The sequence below is a fragment of the Micromonospora sp. NBC_00330 genome, assembly GCF_036136635.1.
Classification (GTDB): domain Bacteria; phylum Actinomycetota; class Actinomycetes; order Mycobacteriales; family Micromonosporaceae; genus Micromonospora; species Micromonospora salmantinae.
The window spans coordinates 72,450-92,367 of record NZ_CP108012.1; the positions used below are offsets into that span (position 1 = coordinate 72,450).

21 protein-coding genes are annotated in these 19,918 nt (G+C 71.7%); 15 read left to right on the top strand and 6 right to left on the bottom strand.

Going from position 1 to position 19,918, the window contains the following annotated elements; all coding sequences use genetic code 11:
- Positions 1-113: 113 nt before the first annotated feature.
- Positions 114-914, bottom strand: coding sequence for a hypothetical protein (locus OG598_RS00340; protein ID WP_442931482.1), 801 nt, complete (start codon positions 912-914; stop codon positions 114-116).
- Positions 915-1,297: 383 nt separating this feature from the next.
- On the opposite strand from OG598_RS00340, the gene OG598_RS00345 reads away from it, so the two are divergent.
- The gene (locus tag OG598_RS00345; RefSeq protein ID WP_328652545.1) at positions 1,298-2,062 is read left to right on the top strand and encodes an SDR family NAD(P)-dependent oxidoreductase; all 765 of its coding nucleotides are present in this window, start codon (positions 1,298-1,300) and stop codon (positions 2,060-2,062) included.
- A 48-nt stretch (positions 2,063-2,110) separates the two neighbouring features.
- Here OG598_RS00345 and OG598_RS00350 read toward each other — a convergent pair whose 3' ends face one another.
- The gene (locus tag OG598_RS00350) at positions 2,111-2,899 is read right to left on the bottom strand and encodes an enoyl-CoA hydratase-related protein (RefSeq protein ID WP_328652546.1); all 789 of its coding nucleotides are present in this window, start codon (positions 2,897-2,899) and stop codon (positions 2,111-2,113) included.
- Between the two features lie 19 nt (positions 2,900-2,918).
- On the opposite strand from OG598_RS00350, the gene hemW reads away from it, so the two are divergent.
- Positions 2,919-4,142 (top strand): radical SAM family heme chaperone HemW, encoded by a 1,224-nt coding sequence (gene hemW / locus OG598_RS00355; RefSeq protein ID WP_328655231.1) that lies wholly within the window; start codon positions 2,919-2,921, stop codon positions 4,140-4,142.
- Positions 4,143-4,208: 66 nt separating this feature from the next.
- On the opposite strand, the gene OG598_RS00360 is transcribed toward hemW, so the two are convergent.
- Positions 4,209-4,853, bottom strand: a complete 645-nt coding sequence (locus OG598_RS00360; RefSeq protein WP_328652547.1) for a DUF4870 domain-containing protein — start codon at positions 4,851-4,853, stop codon at positions 4,209-4,211.
- 225 nt (positions 4,854-5,078) lie between these two features.
- Between OG598_RS00360 and hrcA the strand changes: the two genes are divergently transcribed.
- From hrcA to OG598_RS00375, 3 genes are all read left to right on the top strand, one after another.
- The gene (gene hrcA / locus OG598_RS00365; RefSeq protein ID WP_091409786.1) at positions 5,079-6,101 is read left to right on the top strand and encodes a heat-inducible transcriptional repressor HrcA; all 1,023 of its coding nucleotides are present in this window, start codon (positions 5,079-5,081) and stop codon (positions 6,099-6,101) included.
- Between the two features lie 75 nt (positions 6,102-6,176).
- Complete coding sequence (gene dnaJ, locus OG598_RS00370; protein WP_181518639.1) at positions 6,177-7,322, top strand: molecular chaperone DnaJ; 1,146 nt, start codon at positions 6,177-6,179, stop codon at positions 7,320-7,322.
- Between the two features lies 1 nt (position 7,323).
- Positions 7,324-8,058, top strand: coding sequence for a 16S rRNA (uracil(1498)-N(3))-methyltransferase (locus tag OG598_RS00375; RefSeq protein ID WP_328652548.1), 735 nt, complete (start codon positions 7,324-7,326; stop codon positions 8,056-8,058).
- A 19-nt stretch (positions 8,059-8,077) separates the two neighbouring features.
- Here the strand turns inward: OG598_RS00375 and ppk2 are convergent, their stop codons facing one another.
- The gene (gene ppk2, locus OG598_RS00380) at positions 8,078-8,989 is read right to left on the bottom strand and encodes a polyphosphate kinase 2 (RefSeq protein WP_328652549.1); all 912 of its coding nucleotides are present in this window, start codon (positions 8,987-8,989) and stop codon (positions 8,078-8,080) included.
- A 167-nt stretch (positions 8,990-9,156) separates the two neighbouring features.
- Between ppk2 and OG598_RS00385 the strand changes: the two genes are divergently transcribed.
- Positions 9,157-9,828, top strand: coding sequence for a hypothetical protein (locus OG598_RS00385; protein ID WP_328652550.1), 672 nt, complete (start codon positions 9,157-9,159; stop codon positions 9,826-9,828).
- Between the two features lie 42 nt (positions 9,829-9,870).
- Here OG598_RS00385 and OG598_RS00390 read toward each other — a convergent pair whose 3' ends face one another.
- Positions 9,871-10,632, bottom strand: a complete 762-nt coding sequence (locus OG598_RS00390; protein WP_328652551.1) for an SDR family NAD(P)-dependent oxidoreductase — start codon at positions 10,630-10,632, stop codon at positions 9,871-9,873.
- 98 nt (positions 10,633-10,730) lie between these two features.
- Between OG598_RS00390 and OG598_RS00395 the strand changes: the two genes are divergently transcribed.
- The 8 genes from OG598_RS00395 (at position 10,731) to OG598_RS00430 (ending at position 18,152) form a co-directional block, all read left to right on the top strand.
- Entirely contained in the window at positions 10,731-11,090 is a 360-nt protein-coding gene (locus OG598_RS00395; protein ID WP_088949690.1) for a histidine triad nucleotide-binding protein, read from the top strand.
- A 26-nt stretch (positions 11,091-11,116) separates the two neighbouring features.
- Positions 11,117-12,484 (top strand): serine hydrolase domain-containing protein, encoded by a 1,368-nt coding sequence (locus OG598_RS00400; RefSeq protein ID WP_328652552.1) that lies wholly within the window; start codon positions 11,117-11,119, stop codon positions 12,482-12,484.
- A gap of 131 nt (positions 12,485-12,615) precedes the next feature.
- Entirely contained in the window at positions 12,616-13,674 is a 1,059-nt protein-coding gene (locus OG598_RS00405) for a PhoH family protein (protein WP_328652553.1), read from the top strand.
- A 15-nt stretch (positions 13,675-13,689) separates the two neighbouring features.
- Positions 13,690-14,163, top strand: a complete 474-nt coding sequence (gene ybeY / locus OG598_RS00410; RefSeq protein ID WP_030491788.1) for an rRNA maturation RNase YbeY — start codon at positions 13,690-13,692, stop codon at positions 14,161-14,163.
- Positions 14,139-15,563, top strand: a complete 1,425-nt coding sequence (locus tag OG598_RS00415) for a hemolysin family protein (RefSeq protein ID WP_328655232.1) — start codon at positions 14,139-14,141, stop codon at positions 15,561-15,563. Before ybeY ends, OG598_RS00415 begins: the two co-directional genes overlap by 25 nt.
- Positions 15,556-15,942, top strand: coding sequence for a cytidine deaminase (locus tag OG598_RS00420; RefSeq protein WP_112588259.1), 387 nt, complete (start codon positions 15,556-15,558; stop codon positions 15,940-15,942). Before OG598_RS00415 ends, OG598_RS00420 begins: the two co-directional genes overlap by 8 nt.
- Before the next feature lie 5 nt (positions 15,943-15,947).
- Positions 15,948-16,844: a GTPase Era gene (gene era, locus OG598_RS00425; RefSeq protein ID WP_442931483.1), complete on the top strand. Its 897-nt coding sequence runs from the start codon at positions 15,948-15,950 to the stop codon at positions 16,842-16,844.
- A gap of 153 nt (positions 16,845-16,997) precedes the next feature.
- Entirely contained in the window at positions 16,998-18,152 is a 1,155-nt protein-coding gene (locus tag OG598_RS00430; protein WP_328652555.1) for an acyltransferase family protein, read from the top strand.
- Here the strand turns inward: OG598_RS00430 and OG598_RS00435 are convergent.
- Positions 18,139-18,948, bottom strand: coding sequence for a DUF4097 family beta strand repeat-containing protein (locus OG598_RS00435; RefSeq protein WP_328652556.1), 810 nt, complete (start codon positions 18,946-18,948; stop codon positions 18,139-18,141). The two genes, OG598_RS00430 and OG598_RS00435, sit on opposite strands and share 14 nt — an antisense overlap.
- 102 nt (positions 18,949-19,050) lie before the next feature.
- Here OG598_RS00435 and recO point away from each other — a divergent pair, with 102 nt between their 5' ends.
- On the top strand, positions 19,051-19,917 hold the full coding sequence (recO, locus tag OG598_RS00440) for a DNA repair protein RecO (RefSeq protein WP_328652557.1): 867 nt from the start codon (positions 19,051-19,053) through the stop codon (positions 19,915-19,917).
- Position 19,918 lies beyond the last annotated feature (1 nt).

Sequence of the window (19,918 nt, forward strand, 5' to 3'; positions counted from 1 at the left end):
GGGACCCCACGCAGCGAGAGAAACGCACAGAGTGAGATCTGGGTGATCAATAGTGCGATTCGGTGGGCATTGCCCGATTGTGCGGTGACTGCCGGTTAAGAGATCCGGGTCGGTCAACCCTCGTTGAACACCTCGGCGACCACCTGGCCGGCGGGGTTCTGTCGGCCGTCCACCCGACCCCACGAGCCGTCGCGGGCGGTCCACTCCAGATCGCCGAAGCGGACCCGCTTCACGCCGTGGTCCTGGGCGTGCGAGACCAGCCAGTGCGCGTACCGCCAGCCGTCGCGCTGGTCGCCCGGAGTCACCGCCAACCCGGTCGGGTCGGTCGGGTCGGTGCCCTTCAGCCCCCAGTCAAGCACCAGGTTGCGGGTCAGTTGCGCGGCCGCCGCAGCGCCGTGCATCGCCGGGGTGCGCCCGACCGAGCAGGTGACCGCGCCGCTGGCGTCGCCGAGCAGGGCCCTGCTGAGCACCTCGGAGTCGTCGGCCCACTTCTGGTACGCCTCGGGGAACGCCGAGCGCTGCACCCGCTGGGCGGCGTCGGTCACCCGCATCTCTTCCCAGCCACGCACCTTCTTGAGGGCCGCGTAGAACCGGTTGGCCGCGTAGCGCGGGTCGCGGATCTGCGCCGGAGTGCCCCAGCCCTGGCTCGGCCGCTGCTGGAACAGGCCGAGCGAGTCGCGGTCGCCGTCGGCGAGGTTGCGTAGTCCGGACTCCTGGTACGCGGTGGCGAGCGCGACCACGACGGCTCGCTCGGGCATTCCGCGCTTCGCGCCGATCGCCGCGATGGTCGCCGCGTTGGCCATCTGGTCGGCGTCCAGCGCGACTCGTCCGTCGGCCTGCACCGTGCACTTGCGTGCCATCAGTGGCAACGTCAGATTGTCGCCGACCTGCCGTACGACGAGCCAGATCGCGATCACGGCGATGAGGATGAGCACCACTCCACCCGCCACGGTTGCCCGAGTTCGCACCCACACCCCCAGATCGACAGTCTGACAAGCGTACGTCCCCGCAGGCCCCCTCCGGGTCGTCCGAGCGGTTCGGGCCCGACCTGGTCGACTCCGACCGGTTCGGGGTCGGCTCCGCTGTCGCGTGCCGGTTGGCGACGTTCCCGCTCCGGTCGCGATCTCACCTGCCACGTCGTTCCGTCGCTCGCCCCGGCGCAGGGCTGTCGTGCGCGTCACCGGGTAAGCGATGTCGGGAAGCGATTGATCGGTCAAGGACTTAACCCAGTTGACATGTCAATCCGACCTACCGCCGCATAGCCGGACGCGTTGGTCACCGAACGAGGAGGAGTTTCATGGGAACGCTCGATGGCAAGGTCGTGCTGATCACCGGCACCGGCGGTGGGCTGGGCCGCGTCGCGGCGCTGACCTTCGCCCGCGAGGGCGCCAAGGTCGTCGGGGCCGACCTCCAGGTCGCCGGTAACGACGAGACCGTCGAACTCGTCCGCCGCGCCGGCGGCGAGATGACCGGCATCGCGCCGGTCGACCTCACCGACCCCGAGCAGGTACGCAAGCTCGTCGACGACGCCGCAGCCGCCTACGGCGGGCTCGACGTGGTCTACAACAACGCTGCGGCGCTCCGCTTCGGCCCGATGCCCGACTTCTCCGTGGAGGACTGGCGCTACACCATCACCGGAGAACTCGACATTCCGTACTTCGTGTCGAAGTTCGCCTGGCCGCACCTGGTCCGGCGCGGTGGCGGTGTCATCATCAGCGCCGCCTCCATGGCCGGGCTGATCGGCGGCCACGTCCCGCCGATGGTCGGTCACACCGCCGCGAACGCCGGCATCATCGGCATGACGCGACAGCTCGCGCTCGAAGGGGCGCCCCACGGGATCCGCGCGGTGGCGGTCAGCCCAGGGCCCACCCTCACCCCGGCCAGCGAACGCGACCTCGGTGACAACCAGGAGGCGCGCGACGCCATCACCGCCAAGACGCTCCTCAAGCGCTTCGCGCGCCCCGAGGAGGTCGTCGAGCTGGTGGTCTTCCTCGCGTCCGACCGGGCGTCGTACATCACCGGGGCGAACTACCCGGTCGATGGCGGCGCGACCGCCTGGTGAGCCGGCAGGAAACGGGGGCGCCGCCGAACGACGGCGGCGCCCCGATCATCAGTCGTCGAGAGCGGGCACCCAGCGCGCCGGTCGTTTTTCCCGGAACGCGGTGACCCCCTCACGCCCCTCGTCGGAGAGGAAGAAGCCGGTCGAGACGGCGGAGAGTCGGGCCAGGTCGGCGCGCAACTCGGCGGTGCCCGGTCGGCGCAGCAACTCCTTCGCGCCGGCCAGCGCCCCGGGCGCGCCGCGCACCAGCGAGTCGCAGTAGCCCCGTACCGCGTCGTTCAACCCGTCCGCCGGGACCGAGGCCGTTACCAGGCCGATCTCGGCGGCGCGGCGACCATCGAAGGTGTCGCCGGTCAGATACAGCTCGGCGGCGGCGCGCGGGTGCAGCCGGGGCAGCACGGTAGCCGAGATCACCGCCGGGATCACCCCGATGCGCACCTCGGTGAACGCGAACGTCGCCTCGTCGGCGCAGACCGCCAGGTCGGCGGCGGCGATCAGACCCAGCCCACCGGCCCGCGCCGGCCCGCCGACCCGGGCCAGCACCGGCTTCGGGCACTCCCAGAGCGCCGCGAGCACGTCACCCAGCATCCCGGCCGGAACCGTCCCGCTGGCGTACGCCGCGGCGGTCTCCTTCAGGTCCGCGCCCGAGCAGAAGACCGGGCCGGTGTGGTCGAGCACTATCACTCGGACCGCCTCGTCGGCGACCGCGTCCGCCAGCCCGGCCAGCAGTTGGGTCATCAGACCGGTGGAGAGCGCGTTGCGGTTGTGCGGGCTGTCCAGGGTGAGGGTGGTCACCCCACGGGCCGTGGCGACCCGCACGAGGACGTCGGGAGAGGTCATGCCGGGCACACTAGTGGCCATGCCCGGCGTCCTTCCAGATGGTGAGACCGTCCCCGTCGACGGATCGTTGCCCGCCACCGCCACCGCTGCGGTCGGCGCGCGCGGCTTCGGCGTGTACGTGCACGTGCCGTTCTGCGCCAGCCGCTGCGGATACTGCGACTTCAACACCTACACCGCCGCCGAACTGGGCGGCGGCGCCAGCCGCGAGGGGTACGCGGACACGGTGCTGGCCGAGCTGACGCTCGCCGCCCGGGTGCTCGGCGACACCCCGCCGCCCCGGGTCGACACCGTCTTCGTCGGCGGCGGCACTCCCACCCTGCTCCCCGCCGACGACCTGGCCCGCATCCTCGACGGCATCGACCGCACCTGGGGGCTGGCCGCCGACGCCGAGGTGACCACCGAGGCCAACCCCGAGTCGGTCACCCCGGAATCGTTGAAGCTGCTGCGGGCCGCCGGCTACACCCGGATCTCGCTGGGCATGCAGTCCGCCTCCCCGGGGGTGCTGGCGATCCTGGACCGCAAACACAGCGCCGGACGGGCCACCGCCGCCGCCCTGGAGGCGCGCGACGCCGGGTTCGAGCACGTCAACCTGGACCTGATCTACGGCACCCCGGGGGAGCGGGCCGAGGACTTCGCCGCCTCGCTGGAGCAGGTCGTCGCCGCCGGAGTGGACCACGTCAGCGCGTACGCCCTGATCGTCGAGGACGGCACCCGGCTCGCCGCCCGGATGCGGCGCGGCGAACTGGCGTACCCCAGTGACGACGTGGCCGCGGACCGCTACCTGGCCGCGGAGGCCGCGCTCGACGCGGCCGGGCTCTCCTGGTACGAGGTCTCCAACTGGGCCCGCACCGAGGAGGCCCGCTGCCGGCACAACCTGCTCTACTGGACCGGCGCGGACTGGTGGGGGCTGGGGCCGGGAGCGCACAGCCACGTCGGCGGGGTCCGCTGGTGGAACGTGAAGCACCCCTCGGCGTACGCCCAGCGGTTGGCCGCCGGCGCGTCTCCGGGCCTGGCCCGGGAGGTGCTCACCGTCGACGAGGCGCACATGGAGGACGTGATGCTCCGGCTGCGGCTGGCCAGCGGCCTCCCGCTGGCGGTGCTCGACGCCACCGGTCGGGCCGGCGCCGAGCGCGCGCTGGCCGGCGGTCTACTGGCCGCCGACGACTACGCCGCCGGCCGGGCGGTGCTCACACTGCGCGGGCGGCTGCTCGCCGACGCTGTCGTCCGCGACCTGCTGCCCTGAGTGGCCCACCGCCCCCCGACCGGGACAGCGGTGATCCGGACCGGCCGGGGGAGCGGCCGGCCCGGTTCACTTGATGAAGTTGGCAGTCATCGGGTAGCGGTACGGGGTGCCCTCGTTGGCCTTCATGCCGGCGATGATCCCGAACAGGATCTGGATCACCACGACGGCGATGCTGGGCAGGAAGAGCAGGCACCAGCTCACGAAGAGCAGCACGAACGCGATGATCGACCAGAGGATCTGGAAGTTCAGGGCGGCGAGGGCGTGCGCCCGGACGGTCGGCGACTGCTGGCCGCGGGCCAGGTAGGCGATCAGCGGGGCGACGAAGCCCAGCGGACCGAAGCTGACCAGCGCGCCGAGGGCCCCGCCGAAGTGCGCGACCAGCGCCCAGGTCTTGTCCTCGTTGTTGGCGTAGCCGCCACCGGGGCCGCCGTAGGCCCCACCGGCCGGGTAGCCGCCGGGCGAGGGGTAGCCCCCTGGCGGGGGGTAGCCGCCTGCCGGAGGGTAGCCGCCTGCCGGAGGGTAGCCGCCTGACGGCGGTTGGTCACCGGTGGGCGGCGGATAGCCACCGGGCGGGGGATAGCCGGCCGGCCCGGGCGCCCCGGACAGTGGTGCGGTGGGCGGCTCGGCCGACGGGAACGGGCCTGGGGAGGTGGGCTCCGGCGGGTAGTTGCCGGGGTCGCCCGACCCGGGAGGGCGAGGAGGTTCAGTCATGGATGTCACGGTAGGTGCCGGTGGCAACGCCGCACCAGAGCGACACCGCCCGGCAGTGTGGGCCGATCGGCCCAGCAGGGTGGCGTGGGCCGCACCGACGGGTGGCCGTTGATCATCGCGTCGGCGGGCCTGCCGACGTAGACTGGCACTCGTTACAGTCGAGTGCCAGGACGGCCCGGCCGGCCCAGAGCGCCGGCGGCCGACGTGCGACAGGAGGTGCGGAGGATGGGTCTCGACGACCGGAAACTCGCAGTGCTCCGCGCCATCGTCGAAGACTACGTCTCCACCCAGGAGCCGGTCGGCAGCAAGGCGCTGGTCGAGCGGCACCAGCTCGGGGTCTCCCCGGCCACTGTCCGCAACGACATGGCCGTGCTGGAGGAGGAGGGCTACATCCGGCAGCCGCACACCAGTGCCGGCCGGGTGCCCACCGACCGCGGCTACCGCCTCTTCGTCGACCGGTTGTCCCGGGTCAAGCCGCTCAGCCCGGCCGAGCGCCGGGCCATCGAGCGCTTCCTGGTCGGCGCTGTCGACCTCGACGACGTGGTGCACCGCACTGTGCGGCTGCTCGCCCAGTTGACCCGGCAGGTCGCCGTCGTGCAGTACCCGAGCCTGGCCCGTTCCTCGGTGCGTCACCTGGAGCTGGTGCCGATCTCCACCACCCGGCTGATGCTCGTCATGATCGCCGACACCGGGCGGGTGGAGCAGCGACTCGTGGAGCTGCCCGGGCCGGTGCCCGCCGACGACGTCACCGACCTGCGCCGACTGATCAACGAGAAGCTCGCCAACGCCCGGCTGTCCGAGACGCCACCGCTGGTGCAGGCGCTGGTCGAGGAAGCGCCGACCGGCCTGCGTCCGACGATGACCACGCTCGCCACCGTCCTGCTGGAGACGCTCGTCGAGCGGCACGAGGAGCGGATCGCGCTCGCCGGCACCGCGAACCTCACCCGGGGCGGCCTGCTCGACTTCCAGGGCTCCCTGCGGCCGATCCTCGAAGCCCTGGAGGAGGAGGTCGTGCTGCTCAAGCTCATCGGTGAGACCGAGCCGAGCACGACCCGGGTGCTGATCGGCGACGAGAACGAGTTCGACAACCTGCGCGCCGCCTCGGTGGTCAGCACCGGGTACGGCCCGGGCACCACCATCGTGGGCGGCCTGGGGGTGCTGGGGCCCACCCGGATGGACTACCCCGGCAACATCGCCACGGTGCGCGCCGTGGCACGCTACGTGGGCGAGTTGCTGGCCCAGAACTGATTGGTCAGGGCCGATGCGGCCGGCTGCGGCCGCCGACCGGCGCAACGCGAGACGAACATGAGGACACGGAACGCAGTGGCCAGGGACTACTACGGCATTCTCGGTGTGAGCCGGGAAGCCTCCGATGACGAGATCAAGCGTGCCTACCGCAAGTTGGCGCGCCAGTTCCACCCGGACGTCAATCCGGACCCGGAGGCTCAGGAGAAGTTCAAGGACATCAACGCCGCGTACGAGGTCCTCTCGGACGACCGGAAGCGGCAGATCGTCGACCTGGGTGGCGACCCGCTCGCCCCTGGTGGTGGCGGTGCCGGCGGCCCGGGTGGCCCCGGAGGCGCCGGCCCGTTCGTCGGTTTCCAGGACATCATGGACGCGTTCTTCGGCGGTGCCGGAGGTGGCGCCCGTGGCCCACGGCCGCGTACCCGCCCGGGCGCCGACGCGATCCTGCGGCTCGAACTCGACCTGCACGAGACGGCCTTCGGCGTCGAGGCCCCGATCACCGTCGACACCGCTGTGCTCTGCACCACCTGCTCCGGCGCCGGCACGGCCGCCGGCACGCACCTGGCGACCTGTGAGGCGTGCGGCGGTCGGGGCGAGGTGCAGTCGGTGCAGCGCACCTTCCTCGGCCAGGTGGTCTCCGCCCGGCCGTGCACCGTGTGCCAGGGCTACGGCACCACCATCCCGCACCCCTGCCCCACCTGCGCCGGCGACGGCCGGGTGCGGACCCGCCGTTCGCTGACCGTCAAGATCCCGGCCGGCGTCGAGGACGGCATGCGGATCCGGCTGGCCCAGCAGGGCGAGGTGGGCCCCGGCGGCGGCACCGCCGGCGACCTCTACGTGGAGATCCACGAGCGCCCGCACGACGTGTACTCCCGCAAGGGCGACGACCTGCACTGCCGGGTCACGGTGCCGATGACGGCGGCGGCGCTGGGCACCCGGCTGACCATCAAGACGCTGGACAGCGAGGAGACCGTCGACGTCAAGGCCGGCACCCAGCCGGCCAGCACGCTGCGACTGCGCGCCCGGGGCGTGCCGCACCTGCGCGGCACCGGCCGAGGCGACCTCTACGTCCACCTGGACGTGCGGACGCCGACCAAGCTCGACCCGGACCAGGAGAAGATGCTGCGCGACTTCGCCAAGACCCGTGGTGAGGAGGTCGCCGAGCTGTCCAAGCAGGGCGGCTTCTTCTCCCGGATGCGCGACGCGTTCAACGGGCACGCCTGAGGTGTCCGCACCGCTGTTCCTGGTCGAGGCGCTGCCCACCGGTGACGCGCTGACCCTGGACGGCCCGGAGGGGCACCACGCCGCCACTGTGCAGCGGTTGCGCGTCGGCGAGGAGCTGCTGCTCGCCGACGGCCGGGGTGGCACGGCCGCCGCCGTGGTCACGGCCGTCGGCCGGGGCAGCCTGGAGGTCACCATCACCTCCCGGGGGTACGCGGACGCGCCCGTACCCCGGTTGGTGACAGTGCAGGGCATCGCCAAGGGCGACCGGGGTGAGCTGGCCGTGCAGGCGATGACCGAGGTAGGGGTGGACGAGATCGTGCCCTGGGCGGCCTCGCGCTCGGTGACCCAGTGGCGCGGCGACCGGGGCGTACGCGCCCGGGAGAAGTGGGTGGTTACCGCCCGGGAGGCGGCCAAGCAGGCCCGCCGGCCGTGGCTGCCGGTGGTGGCGGGCGCGCCGGACGAGTCCACAGCCACTGTGGCCCGTCGGATCGCCGGTGCCGCCGCCGGTTTCGTGCTGCACGAGGAGGCCGAGGACCGGCTCACCACCGCCGAGCTGCCCTCCACCGGCGAGATCGTGCTGGTGATCGGCCCGGAGGGTGGCATCGCCCCGGCCGAGCTGACCGCCTTCGCCGAGGCCGGCGGGCGACCCGTACGCCTCGGGCCGGCGGTCCTGCGTACCTCCACCGCCGGGGTGGCGGCCCTCAGCGTGCTCGCCGCCCGCCTCGGCCGCTGGTGACAGTGGGCCCTGGCGCGTTTCAGGGCCGGGGAAACACCGGCACCACCTCTTCCTCCGGCCCCAGGTCCAGCCCGGCCGGCCCGATGATCTGCGGGTCCGGTGTGCCGACCACCTCGGGGTCCTTGCCGGTGTAGTCGAAGCGGTGCAGCACGTGCCGTATCGCCTCCAGGCGGGCCCGCTTCTTGTCGTTGCTCTTCACCACCGTCCACGGCGCGTCGGCCGTGTCGGTCCAGAAGAACATCGCCTCCTTGGCCTCGGTGTACTCGTCCCACCGGTCGAGTGAGGCGATGTCCATCGGGGACAGCTTCCACTGCCGGACCGGGTCGACCTGGCGGATCGCGAACCGGGTGCGCTGCTCGTTCTGGGAGACGGAGAACCAGAACTTGACCAGCCGGATGCCCGAGCGCACCAGCATCCGTTCCAGCTCCGGCGCCTGCCGCAGGAACTCCAGGTACTCCTTGCGGCTACAGAAGCCCATCACCCGCTCCACGCCGGCCCGGTTGTACCAGGAACGGTCGAACAGCACGATCTCACCGGCCGCCGGCAGGTGCGCCAGCCACCGCTGGAAGTACCACTGGGCGGCTTCCCGCTCGTCCGGCTTGGCGAGCGCCACCACCGACGCGCCACGCGGGTTGAGGTGTTCCATGAAGCGTTTGATGGTGCCACCCTTGCCGGCCGCGTCCCGGCCCTCGAAGAGGATCACCAAACGTTCGCCGGACTCCTTGATCCAGTCCTGGAGTTTCAGCAGCTCGATCTGGAGCAGCCGCTTGTCGTGGTCGTACTCCTCGCGGTCCAGCCGCTCGTCGTACGGGTAGTCCTCACGCCAGGTCTCGACGGGGGTGCCGTCGGGGCGGAGCAGGACAGGGTCGTCGTCGTGGCCATCGGCCACCCGGTAGTCGGCGGTGAGGTCCAGCAGCGCGGAGTCGGCCATGTCGGTGGGACTTACCCTCCCGCGAACCGCCAACCACCTCCCCGGCCGGGTGATCCGCCGGTGGTCACCAGGAAAGCCCGCCGCGACCGTGCGAACGCCGCGGCGAGGGCGGTCCAGTGGCTGACAAGCGATCGATCCTCGTGGACGGTCACGCGTACCCTGGCGCGGTGCTCGCTGCCGAGGCTCCGAAGATCACCGACTGGATGCAGGCGTGGGGAAGTGTCGTCGGCCTGCTGCTGTCGGGTCTTGCCGCAATGGCCACCTGGCTTCTGTTCCGCCATGAGATCCAGGTGCGGCGAGAGGAACAACGCGACAACGAGGCCGCTCAGGCGCGGCTGATCGTTCCGGTGTTGAACGACCTGCCTCGGGGTCTTGATGAGGTGCGAAGCTTTACGATTGCAAATTACAGTGGCGTGCCGTTCTATGACCTTCGGGTCATACTCCTCTGGAGGGAGCGGTTGATAGGCACCTATCCGTCCGCTCTCCACGTCCTGATGGAAGAGGTCGCGGGGAGCTTCTCCTATCTGGCGGTGCCAGGGGTTGACGTCGCGGGGATCGCCAAGACCGGCGATCTGGCCATCGGAATCTATTTCACCGACGCTTCTGGTTTGCGCTGGAGCAAACTCAACCGTGAGCCACCGACTCGGGTGCAAAGCGATGACCGCTGGAGCCAAATTACTGGTCGTGAACAGCAACGTGCAGCGGCGAGAGCGAGGCTGGAAAAGGAGATGACGCTGCGGGCGATGGCCCGTCGAAACAAATCAAGGTTCCGGTTTGCAGCCTCGATCGCCGCAGTTGTTGCTGTGGCGGTCTTCTTGGCCTTCCTCATCTACCGGTAGGCGCGCCTACCACGTCACTGTCACCCGCTTCGCCTTGTCGGGTCAGCTACGCAGGTAGGAGGCGCCGTTGAGGTCGACGATCGTGCCGGAGGCCCACTCGGCCTGCGGCGAGGCCAGCCAGTGCACGGCGGCGGCGATCTCCTCCGGTTGGCCCACCCTGTCGAACGGGCTCTGCGCCCGGATGGCCGCGCCCCGCTCGCCGCGCAGGTGCTCGGTGGTCATGTCGGTCGCCACGAAGCCCGGCGCGACGGTGGCGACGGTGATGCCGTACGGCGCGAGCGCCACGGCGAGGGACTGGCCCAGCGCGTTCAGCCCCGCCTTGCTGGCGCCGTACGCCGGCTGCTCCGGCTCGCCGCGGAACGCGCCCCGGGACGAGACGTTGACGATCCGCCCTCCGCGTTCGCGCATGTGCTGGGCGGCGCACCAGGTGGCGTTACCGGCGCCGGTGAGGTTGGTCTCCAGCACCTGCCGCCAGCGCTTCTGCCACTCCTCGTACGAGGCGCCGAAGATCGGGTGCGGGTCGTCGCGGTCGCCGTACGTCCCGGCGTTGTTGACAAGCACGTCCAGCCCGCCGAGCAGTTCGGCGGCCCGGTCGACCATGACCCGGACCGAGTCCGGATCGGTGAGGTCGGCGCGGACCACCACGTGCCCCGTGCCCGGCAGCTGCGCGCGCAGTTCCTCGGCCGCGTCGGCGGAGTCGCGGTGGTGGATGGCCACCCGGTCGCCGCCGGCCGCGAACGCCTTCGCCACGGCGCGGCCGATCCCGCGCGAGGCCCCGGTCACGAGTACCGCCCGATCCGTCATGCCGGCCATCCTGCCTCAGCCGTGTCTTCCCTGCGAACGGGCCGGCGGCGCATGCTGCGCCGGAGCGCCCCCGACCCGATAGTCCTTACACTGCCCCGATGGGATCCGACTGCCTGTTCTGCCGCATCGTCGCCGGGGAGATCCCGGCCACGGTGGTCCGGGAGACCGATACCACGCTCGCCTTCCGCGACATCGACCCGAAGGCGCCGGTGCACGTCCTGGTCATTCCGAAGGAGCACTACGCCGACGTCGCCACGCTCGCCCAGGGAGACCCGGCGTTGGCCGCCGACGTGCTGGCGACGTCCGCCGCCGTGGCCGAGGACGAGGGGCTGCTCGGCGACGGCTTCCGGCTGATGTTCAACACCGGCGCGTACGGCGGGCAGGAGGTCTTCCACGTGCACGCGCACCTGCTCGGTGGTGCGCCGCTCGGCCCAATGCTCGCCCGGGACCTGACGTGACCCCAGGTGCGGCGCCTGGCTCCGGGGTGCATGAGCACCTGGACCGGTTGGTCCGGCGGGTGCAGGCCGAAGCCCGGGTGCCGGCGGTGTCCGCGGCGCTGCACCGCGCCGACCGACCGCTCTGGAGCTGCACCGTCGGCGAGACCGGCACCGACAGCCCTCTGGGCGCGGGCACCCAGTTCCGGATCGGCTCGATCACCAAGACGTTCACCGCGGTGCTGGTCCTACAGTGCCGCGACGACGGGCTGCTGGACCTGGACGACCCGGTGGGCCGGCACCTGGACCTCCCGGCGCACGGCGAGCTGACCGTACGCCGGTTGCTGTCGCACACCGGTGGCCTGCAACGCGAGCCGTTCGGCGATGTGTGGGACAGCCTGCGCGCACCGGACGACGACCAGCTGGTCGCCGAACTGGACCGGGCCGAGCGGGTGCTGCCGACCGGCCGGCGGTTCCACTACTCCAACCTCGGCGTGGCAGTACTCGGCCAGCTCGTCGCCCGGCTCCGGGGCGGCAGCTGGGCGCAGGCGCTCACCGAGCGGATCCTGACGCCGCTGGGGCTGACCGACACCACAGTGACCCCACGGCCGACGGCGGCCACCGGGTTCCTGGTCGACGCGTACTCCGACGAGGCGCACCCGGAACCGCCTACCGACTTCGGCGCGGTCGGCCCGGCCGCCCAGCTCTGGAGCACCGCCACCGACATGGCCCGCTGGGCGGCGTTCCTGGCCGACCCGGCGGCGCTGGACCCAGCCGGCGCGGTCCTCGCCCCGGCCACCCTGGACGAGATGCGCTGGCCGCTGACCACCACCGACGAGACGCTCTGGGGTGCGGGCTTCGGGCTCGGGCTGATCCTGATCCCGCAGGGGGAACGGGTGATGCACGTGGGGCACGACGGGGCGATGCCCGGGTTCCTCGCCGGGGCGTACGGCCGCCGCGGCGGTGACGGCACGCCCGGGGCGATGGGCGCCGCGGTGCTCGGCTCGTCCGGCACGGCGAGCGAACTGTTCGACCTGTCGCACCGGCTGCTCGCCGCGGCGGTCGAGCACGATCCGGCCGAGATCGAGCCCTGGCGGCCCGGCGCACCCGCGCCGGCGGCCCTGCGGGGTGCGCTCGGTCGCTGGTGGGGCGAGGGCTCCGAGTACGTCTTCTCCTGGCACGACGGGACCCTGCGGGCGCGCGGGGTCGGTGACCCGACCGGACGTCCGCCGGCGATCTTCACCCCGCTGCCGGACCAGCCGGACGTGTTCCGGGTGGTCTCCGGTCGGGAGGTCGGTGAGCTGCTGCGGCTGACCCGGGACGAGGCCGGCGCGGTGGTCCGGATGCACTGGGCGACGTACCGGTTCACCCGCCACCAGGAGACCTTCGACCGGTACGACTTCCGGGCCGGGAGTTGATCGCGGCCAGCGGAAATGGGCGCGATGCGGCCCGCGTTGAACCGATACGATGGGTGTAACGTCCGCACGCCAGGCCAGGAGGCCGGCGCCGAGATCGAGAGCAGGTGGCGCAGGGCCCTTCGGCCCAACCTATGACCGGCACCCCACCTCCCGGCCCGCCCCGGGTGCAGACCAGGATCACAGTGCCCGACCCGAAGATCATGGTCAATCTGCTCGGCGCAGGCGACGAGATCCTCAGACTCGTCGAACGCTCGGTCACCAGTGACGTGCACGTCCGCGGCAACGAGATCACCATCACCGGTGAGCCCGCGGACAACGCCCTCGCCGAGCGGGTCTTCAGCGAGCTCCTCGAACTCATCGAGAAAGGCGAGACCCTGACCACTGACGCCGTCCGGCGTACCGTCGGCATGCTCGAGCAGGGCAGCGCCGAGCGGCCCGCCGAGGTCCTGACACTCAACATCCTCTCCCGGCGCGGGCGCACCATCCGCCCCAAGACGCTCGGGCAGAAGAAGTACGTCGACGCGATCGACACCCACACCATCGTCTTCGGCATCGGCCCGGCCGGCACCGGAAAGACCTACCTGGCGATGGCGAAGGCCGTCCAGGCGTTGCAGGCCAAGCAGGTCAACCGGATCATCCTCACCCGGCCGGCGGTCGAGGCGGGCGAGCGACTGGGCTTCCTGCCCGGCACGCTCAACGAGAAGATCGATCCGTACCTGCGCCCGCTCTACGACGCGCTGCACGACATGCTCGACCCGGAGACCATCCCGAAGCTGATGGCCGCCGGCACGATCGAGGTCGCCCCCCTCGCCTACATGCGGGGTCGGACGCTCAACGACGCGTTCATCATCCTGGACGAGGCGCAGAACACGACGCCCGAGCAGATGAAGATGTTCCTCACCCGACTCGGCTTCAACTCCAAGATCGTCGTGACCGGTGACATCACCCAGGTGGACCTTCCCGGCGGGACGAGCAGCGGCCTGCGGGTGGTTCGGGAGATCCTGGAAAACGTCGATGACGTGCACTTCTCCCAGTTGTCCAGCTCCGACGTGGTCCGCCACCAGCTGGTCGGGGAGATCGTCGACGCGTACGCCCGCTGGGACGCCGAGCGGGAGAACCAGCAGGCGCAGGGCGTTCACGCCGTGCCTGGGCGACCCGCCCAGGGCGGCCGGGCCGCCCGCCGCCGCTAAAGCAGAGGAAAGCAGTTGTCCATCGAGATCGCCAACGAGTCCGGTGTCGACGTCGACACCGACGCCGTGCTCGCCGTCGCCCGGCACGCCCTCGACGAGATGGGGGTCAACCCCCTCGCCGAGCTGTCAGTGCTGCTGGTCGACATCGACTACATGACCGAGCTGAACCACCGCTGGATGGGTGGCGACGGCCCGACCGACGTGCTCGCCTTCCCCATGGACGAGGGCAGCGTCGACCACGGCCCGGGTGAGTCCGCACCGGCCGGCGGCGAGCCCGCACTGCTCGGCGACATCGTGCTCTGCCCGGAGGTGGCGGCCAAGCAGGCCGCGACCGCCGGGCACGCGCCGGCCGACGAGCTGCACCTGCTCACCGTGCACGGTGTGCTGCACCTGCTCGGCTACGACCACGCCGAGCCGGAGGAGGAGCGGGAGATGTTCGCACTCCAGGCTCGGCTGCTGGCGAGCTGGCGGTCGACCCGCACCCAGTGATGTCCACTCCTCCGTTACTCGCGGCCGGCGCCACCGCCGGCCTTCCCGACTTTCAGCTGATCGTCTTCGCGGCCGGTCTGGTGGTGCTGGCCGGCCTGATCGCGATGACCGAGGCGGCCCTCGCCGCGGTCTCACCGGCCCGAGCCGCCGAGCTGGCCCGCGACGGCGTGCGCGGCGCCCGCACCCTCCAGGTCGTGGCCGGCGACGTCGTCCGGCACCTCAACCTGCTCCTGCTGTTGCGGCTGCTCGCCGAGCTGACCGCCACCACACTGGTGGCGCTCGTCGCGGTGGACAGCTTCGGCGCCGGCTGGCGGGCCGCGCTGGTGACCGCCGGCGCGATGACGGTGGTCAGCTTCGTGGTGGTGGGCGTCGCCCCGCGCACCATCGGCCGGCAGCACGCCTACGCCGTGGGTCGTGCGGTGGCGCCCCTGGTCCGTTGGCTGGGCCGGGCGCTCAACCCGCTCGCGTCGCTGTTGATCCTGATCGGCAACGCGGTCACCCCGGGGCGCGGCTTCCGGGAAGGTCCGTTCGCCACCCAGGTGGAGCTGCGGGAGCTGGTCGACCTGGCCGAGCAGCGCGGCGTCGTCGAGCACGGCGAACGCCAGATGATCCACTCCGTCTTCGCGCTCGGCGACACCATCGCCCGTGAGGTGATGGTGCCGCGCACCGAGATGGTGTGGATCGAGGAGGGCAAGACGCTCGAACAGGCGCTGGCGCTCTTCCTGCGCTCCGGTTTCTCCCGCATCCCGGTGATCGGCGAGAGCGTCGACGACGTGCTGGGGGTGCTCTACCTCAAGGACCTGATCCGGCGCTCCCGTGGCGGGGACCCGAGGGCCGAGCAGTTGCCGGTGGCCGAGCTGATGCGCCCGGCGACCTTCGTACCGGAGTCCAAGCCGGTCGACGACCTGCTGTCCGAGATGCAGGCGGCCCGCAACCACCTGGTCATCGTGGTCGACGAGTACGGCGGCACCGGCGGTCTGGTCACCATCGAGGACATCCTCGAGGAGATCGTCGGCGAGATCACCGACGAGTACGATGTCGAGCGCCCGCCCGTCGAACGTCTGGCGGACTCCTCGGTGCGGGTGACCGCTCGCCTGCCGGTGGAGAACCTCGGCGAGATGTTCGACACCGACCTGCCCACCGACGAGGTGGAGACGGTCGGCGGTCTGCTCGCCCAGTCGCTGGGGCGGGTGCCGATCCCGGGTGCCGAGGCCGAGGTAGCCGGTCTCCGCCTGGTCGCCGAGGGCACCACCGGCCGGCGCAACCGGATCGACACCGTCCTGGTCAGTCGGGTGGAGCCGGGCGATGAGCAGGACAACGCGGGGCGCGGCGAGCACGCCGACCCCGGGGACGACACTGGCAACTATCGAGACGACGAGAGGCAACCCGCCGATGCCTGACACACCCGCCGCGCCTGTCGCCCGGCCCACCCCCACCGCGTCGGGCGCGCTGAGCGCCGAGGACGGCAAGCTCGTCGTCCTGGCCCGGGGGGCCCGCGCGCGGGTCGGCGCCGTCGAGGGCGCCGCGGTCCGCGACCAGGACGGCCGGACGTACGCGGCGGCCAGTGTCGCGCTGCCGTCGCTGACGCTCACCGCGTTGCAGTTGGCGGTGGCTTCGGCAGTGGCGGCAGGGGCGAGTCGGCTGGAGGCGGCGGTGGTGGTGACCGAGGCGTCGACGCTGGATGGTGCCGGGCACGCGGCGGTACGGGACCTCGCGGCGGACGCACCGGTCCACGTGGCCGCTCCGGACGGCACGGTCCTCGGCACGGTGACCCAGTGAGCCCGGTGCAGGATCCGGAGGCGCGTCCGTACCGGGCCGGGTTCGGCTGCTTCGTCGGTCGCCCCAACGCCGGCAAGTCGACGCTGACCAACGCCATCATCGGCACCAAGATCGCCATCACCTCGAACAAGCCGCAGACCACCCGGCACGTCATCCGGGCGGTGCTGCACCGACCGGAGTCGCAGCTGGTCCTCGTCGACACGCCGGGCCTGCACCGCCCCCGTACGCTGCTCGGCGAACGTCTCAACGACCTGGTCCGGTCCACCTGGACCGAGGTCGACGTGATCGGCCTGTGCATCCCCGCCGACGAGCCGGTCGGGCGCGGTGACCGGTTCATCACCGGCGAGCTGGCCGAGTTGAAGGCGACAGTGCTGGCCGTGGTCACGAAGACCGACCTGGTGGACAAGCGTCGCCTGGCGGAGCAGCTGCTGGCGGTCAGCAAGATGGGGGAGTTCGCCGAGATCGTGCCGGTGAGCGCGGTGTCCGGGCACCAGGTGGACACCCTCGTCGACGTGATGACCAAGTACCTGCCGCCGTCGCCGCAGCTCTACCCGGACGACATGCTCACCGACGATCCCGAGCAGGTGATGGTCGCCGAGCTGATCCGGGAGGCCGCCCTGGAGGGGGTCCGCGACGAGCTGCCGCACTCCATCGCCGTGGTGGTGGAGGAGATGATCCCCGAGGGTCAGGTCATGAAGATCTACGCCGACCTGTACGTGGAGCGGCCCAGCCAGAAGGCCATCGTGCTGGGGCACAAGGCGAGCCGGCTCAAGGAGGTCGGCACCAACGCCCGTAAGCAGATCGAGGAGCTGCTCGGCGGTCGGGTCTACCTCGACCTGCACGTGCGGGTCGCGAAGGATTGGCAGCGCGACCCGAGGCAACTGCGCAAGCTGGGCTTCTGACCCACCTCGTCGGCGGTGCCCGACCGGCGGCGCTATCGCCTTCGGTCGGGCAGCCGGGGATGTTCACGCCCGGTTGAGGTAGCTGTCGTTTGGTGCGGGCGCCACGCAGGGTAGGAAAGTTGTGCCCCGCGTCCCCGACCGAGATGCAGGCTGATGCGCAACAGGTACCTCGACGTCCTCCGTGCCCTGGCCATCGTTCGAGTGGTGGTCTACCACGTCACCGGATGGGCGACCCTCACCCTCGTCTTCCCCGCCATGTCGGTGATGTTCGCGCTGGCGGGCTCGCTGATGGCCGCGTCGCTGACCCGGGTCGGACCGGCGGCGGTCGGGCGTCGGCTGCGTCGACTGCTGCCGTCGCTGTGGGTGCTCGCTGTGGTCTTCGTGCCGGCCATGCTGTTCAGCGGGTTGTCGGTGAGCCCTCGGGTGCTGCTGTGGCTGTTCCCGATCGCCGACCCGCCGGCCAATCACTGGGGCGCGCTGGCGCTGAGCATCATCTGGTACCTGCGCGACTACCTCTGGTTCGTACTCGCCTCGCCGATCGCGTTCTGGCTGTTCCGGCGTGCCCCGCTGATGACCCTGCTCGCCCCGTACCTCCTGCTGGTGACGATCGAGGTGGGGATCTACCCGGCGCCGCCGGTGCTGCGCGAGTTCGGGCTCTACTTCGGCGCGTGGCTGCTCGGCTTCGCCCACCACGCCGGGATGCTGCGCCGACTCTCCGGCCGGCTGCTGTACCCGGTGGCGCTCGCCCTCGCCGTGGGCGGCGGCGCCTGGATCGTCGCGCATCCCGGTCCCCGCGGGTACGACCTCAACGACAATCCCCTGGGCAACGCCCTCTGGTCGGCCGCGTTCGTCCTGATCGTGCTGGGCCGGGCGCCGGCCGGGGTGGCCTGGCTGAGCCGGAGCCGACTGGCCGACCGGGCGGTGACGGTGCTCAACCGGCGGGCGCTCACCGTCTACCTCTGGCACATGCCGTTCGTGGTGGCGCTCACTCCGCTGGTCGACGTGGTGGGCTGGTCCCACCAGGACCCGGTGGGCCTGGCCGTCCGGGTGCTGCTGGTCTTCGCCCTGGTCGGGCTGGTCACCCTGGCCGTCGGTTGGGTCGAGGACGTCGCCGCCCGCCGCCGTCCGGAGCTGATCCCCGGCGGCCCGGCTCAGTCCGCCGACGCGGCGGTCCGGCCGGGTGCCGACGCGGCGGTCCGGCCGGGTGCCGACGCCGCGGGCCGTGCCGGGGCGACAGTCGGACGGGCGGTGGTGCCGGCGCAGCGGACGGCAGGGGAGACGGCCAACGTCGAGATCAACGCTCGCTGATCGTGAGGTTGCCGCTGTCGGCCGAACCGTCGAGCACCAGGGACGCCGCCGGGTTGTCGGTGACGGTGACGGTCTTGTCGCCGGAGTCGGCGCTGGACCGGACCCGGTAGCTGCCCTGCGGCACCACAAGCGTGACGTCACCACTGGAGGCGTGGACCCGGGCCGAGGCGGGCTTGTCCAGCTCCACGTTGACATTGCCCGAGCTGGCCTCGGCGTCGACAGTGCCGCCCAGCCGACGTGCGCTGATGTCTCCGGACGAGGCGCGCAGCCGTACCGCCGCGGCGGCCTCACTCACCTCGATGTTGCCGGAACGGGCCTCCACCCCGACCGCGCCCGACGCACCGGAGATCCGCACGTCGCCGGAGCTCACCTGTAGCTCCACGGTGCCGACCCGGCTCAGCTCGACGTTGCCGGAGCTGGTCTCGCCCTGCACCGCCACACCCTCCGGCACCGTCACCTCGTAGGAGATGCTGCACCGCGAGCCACAGTCGGTGTTCAGCACCAGCTCGCTGCCCTTGATCTCGTAGCGGGTGTTGTCCGGTTCACCGCCCTGGTAGCGAACCACTCGCTTGATCCGCACCTCGGACGCCGGGCCGGTGCCGCGGACCACCACGTCGCCCGAGCCCCCGGAGACCCGGACCGTGGTGATCCGGACCGCCTCGGTGTTGTCGTAGTCGAGTCGACGGAACGACAGGTTGTCGCACCCGGCGAGCACGATGAGGGTGGTGGCGAGCCCTAGCGCGACGGGAGCGGCGACGCGACGACGGCGGGGGGTGGTGGTCAGGTGCAGTGCCATGACCAGCACGCTACGGCCGGGCACGAGGCGGCCGCATCGGGGTTCATCCGCGCTTGCACCCCGAACCAACCCTGATTTCACACCCCGAGGGAGAATGGCCCGATGGCCGGGTATCGCCGACAGCTCTACCGCGACGACGCGGTGGTGCTGCGTGTGCAGAAGCTCGGCGAGTCCGACCGGATCATCACCCTGCTCACTCGCCGGCACGGCCGGCTGCGCGCGGTGGCTCGAGGGATCCGCCGCACCACCAGCAAGTTCGGTGCCCGGCTGGAGCCGTTCGGCCACGTCGACCTCCAGCTCGCCGGTGACCCGAAGGGCAACCACGGCAGTTCTCTGCACACCGTGAGCCAGGTCGAGGGCATCGAGTTGTACGGCAAACGGTTCCTGGGCGACTATCCGCGCTACACGGCGGCCAGCGCGATCGCCGAGACCGCCGAGCGGCTGACCCCGGTGGAACGGGAGCCGTCGCTGCGGCTGTTCCAGCTCACCATCGGCGCGCTGAAGGCGTTGTCACGGGGCGAGCACGCCACCACCCTGGTGCTCGACGCGTACCTGCTGCGCGGGATGTCCCTGGCCGGGTGGGCGCCGGCGCTGATCGCCTGCGCGGTCTGCGGCACGCCCGGGCGGCACCGGGCGTTCTCGGTTCCGGCCGGCGGCGCGGTCTGTCCGGATTGTCGGCCACCCGGGGCGGCTCATCCCGCACCCGCCACCATCGATCTGATGTCCGCGCTGACCTCCGGCGACTGGGTGATCGCCGACGCCACCGACACCGCCGTACGTCGGGAGTGCAGTGGGCTGGTCGCGGCTCACCTGCAGTGGCACCTGGAGCGCGCGCTACGCTCGCTGCCGCTGGTCGACCGGGGTTCCTCGGCGGCCGGCACGGCCCCGCCGCCGGAGGGCACCGGGGCCGTGGTGCTCCGGCCACGCGGTGACGTCGAGGCCGGGGCGGACGGCGCGAACAGGGAGTGAC

What these genes read in the sequence shown, in the direction of transcription:
- OG598_RS00405 (WP_328652553.1), top strand. Translation starts at nt 12,616, where the DNA reads ATGACCGGCACCCCACCTCCCGGCCCGCCCCGGGTGCAGACCAGGATC.
- OG598_RS00390 (WP_328652551.1), bottom strand. Translation starts at nt 10,632, where the DNA reads ATGACGGATCGGGCGGTACTCGTGACCGGGGCCTCGCGCGGGATCGGC.
- OG598_RS00395 (WP_088949690.1), top strand. Translation starts at nt 10,731, where the DNA reads ATGGGATCCGACTGCCTGTTCTGCCGCATCGTCGCCGGGGAGATCCCG.
- OG598_RS00435 (WP_328652556.1), bottom strand. Translation starts at nt 18,948, where the DNA reads ATGGCACTGCACCTGACCACCACCCCCCGCCGTCGTCGCGTCGCCGCT.
- OG598_RS00345 (WP_328652545.1), top strand. Translation starts at nt 1,298, where the DNA reads ATGGGAACGCTCGATGGCAAGGTCGTGCTGATCACCGGCACCGGCGGT.
- OG598_RS00430 (WP_328652555.1), top strand. Translation starts at nt 16,998, where the DNA reads ATGCGCAACAGGTACCTCGACGTCCTCCGTGCCCTGGCCATCGTTCGA.
- hemW (WP_328655231.1), top strand. Translation starts at nt 2,919, where the DNA reads ATGCCCGGCGTCCTTCCAGATGGTGAGACCGTCCCCGTCGACGGATCG.
- OG598_RS00420 (WP_112588259.1), top strand. Translation starts at nt 15,556, where the DNA reads ATGCCTGACACACCCGCCGCGCCTGTCGCCCGGCCCACCCCCACCGCG.
- hrcA (WP_091409786.1), top strand. Translation starts at nt 5,079, where the DNA reads ATGGGTCTCGACGACCGGAAACTCGCAGTGCTCCGCGCCATCGTCGAA.
- ppk2 (WP_328652549.1), bottom strand. Translation starts at nt 8,989, where the DNA reads ATGGCCGACTCCGCGCTGCTGGACCTCACCGCCGACTACCGGGTGGCC.
- OG598_RS00360 (WP_328652547.1), bottom strand. Translation starts at nt 4,853, where the DNA reads ATGACTGAACCTCCTCGCCCTCCCGGGTCGGGCGACCCCGGCAACTAC.
- recO (WP_328652557.1), top strand. Translation starts at nt 19,051, where the DNA reads ATGGCCGGGTATCGCCGACAGCTCTACCGCGACGACGCGGTGGTGCTG.
- OG598_RS00350 (WP_328652546.1), bottom strand. Translation starts at nt 2,899, where the DNA reads ATGACCTCTCCCGACGTCCTCGTGCGGGTCGCCACGGCCCGTGGGGTG.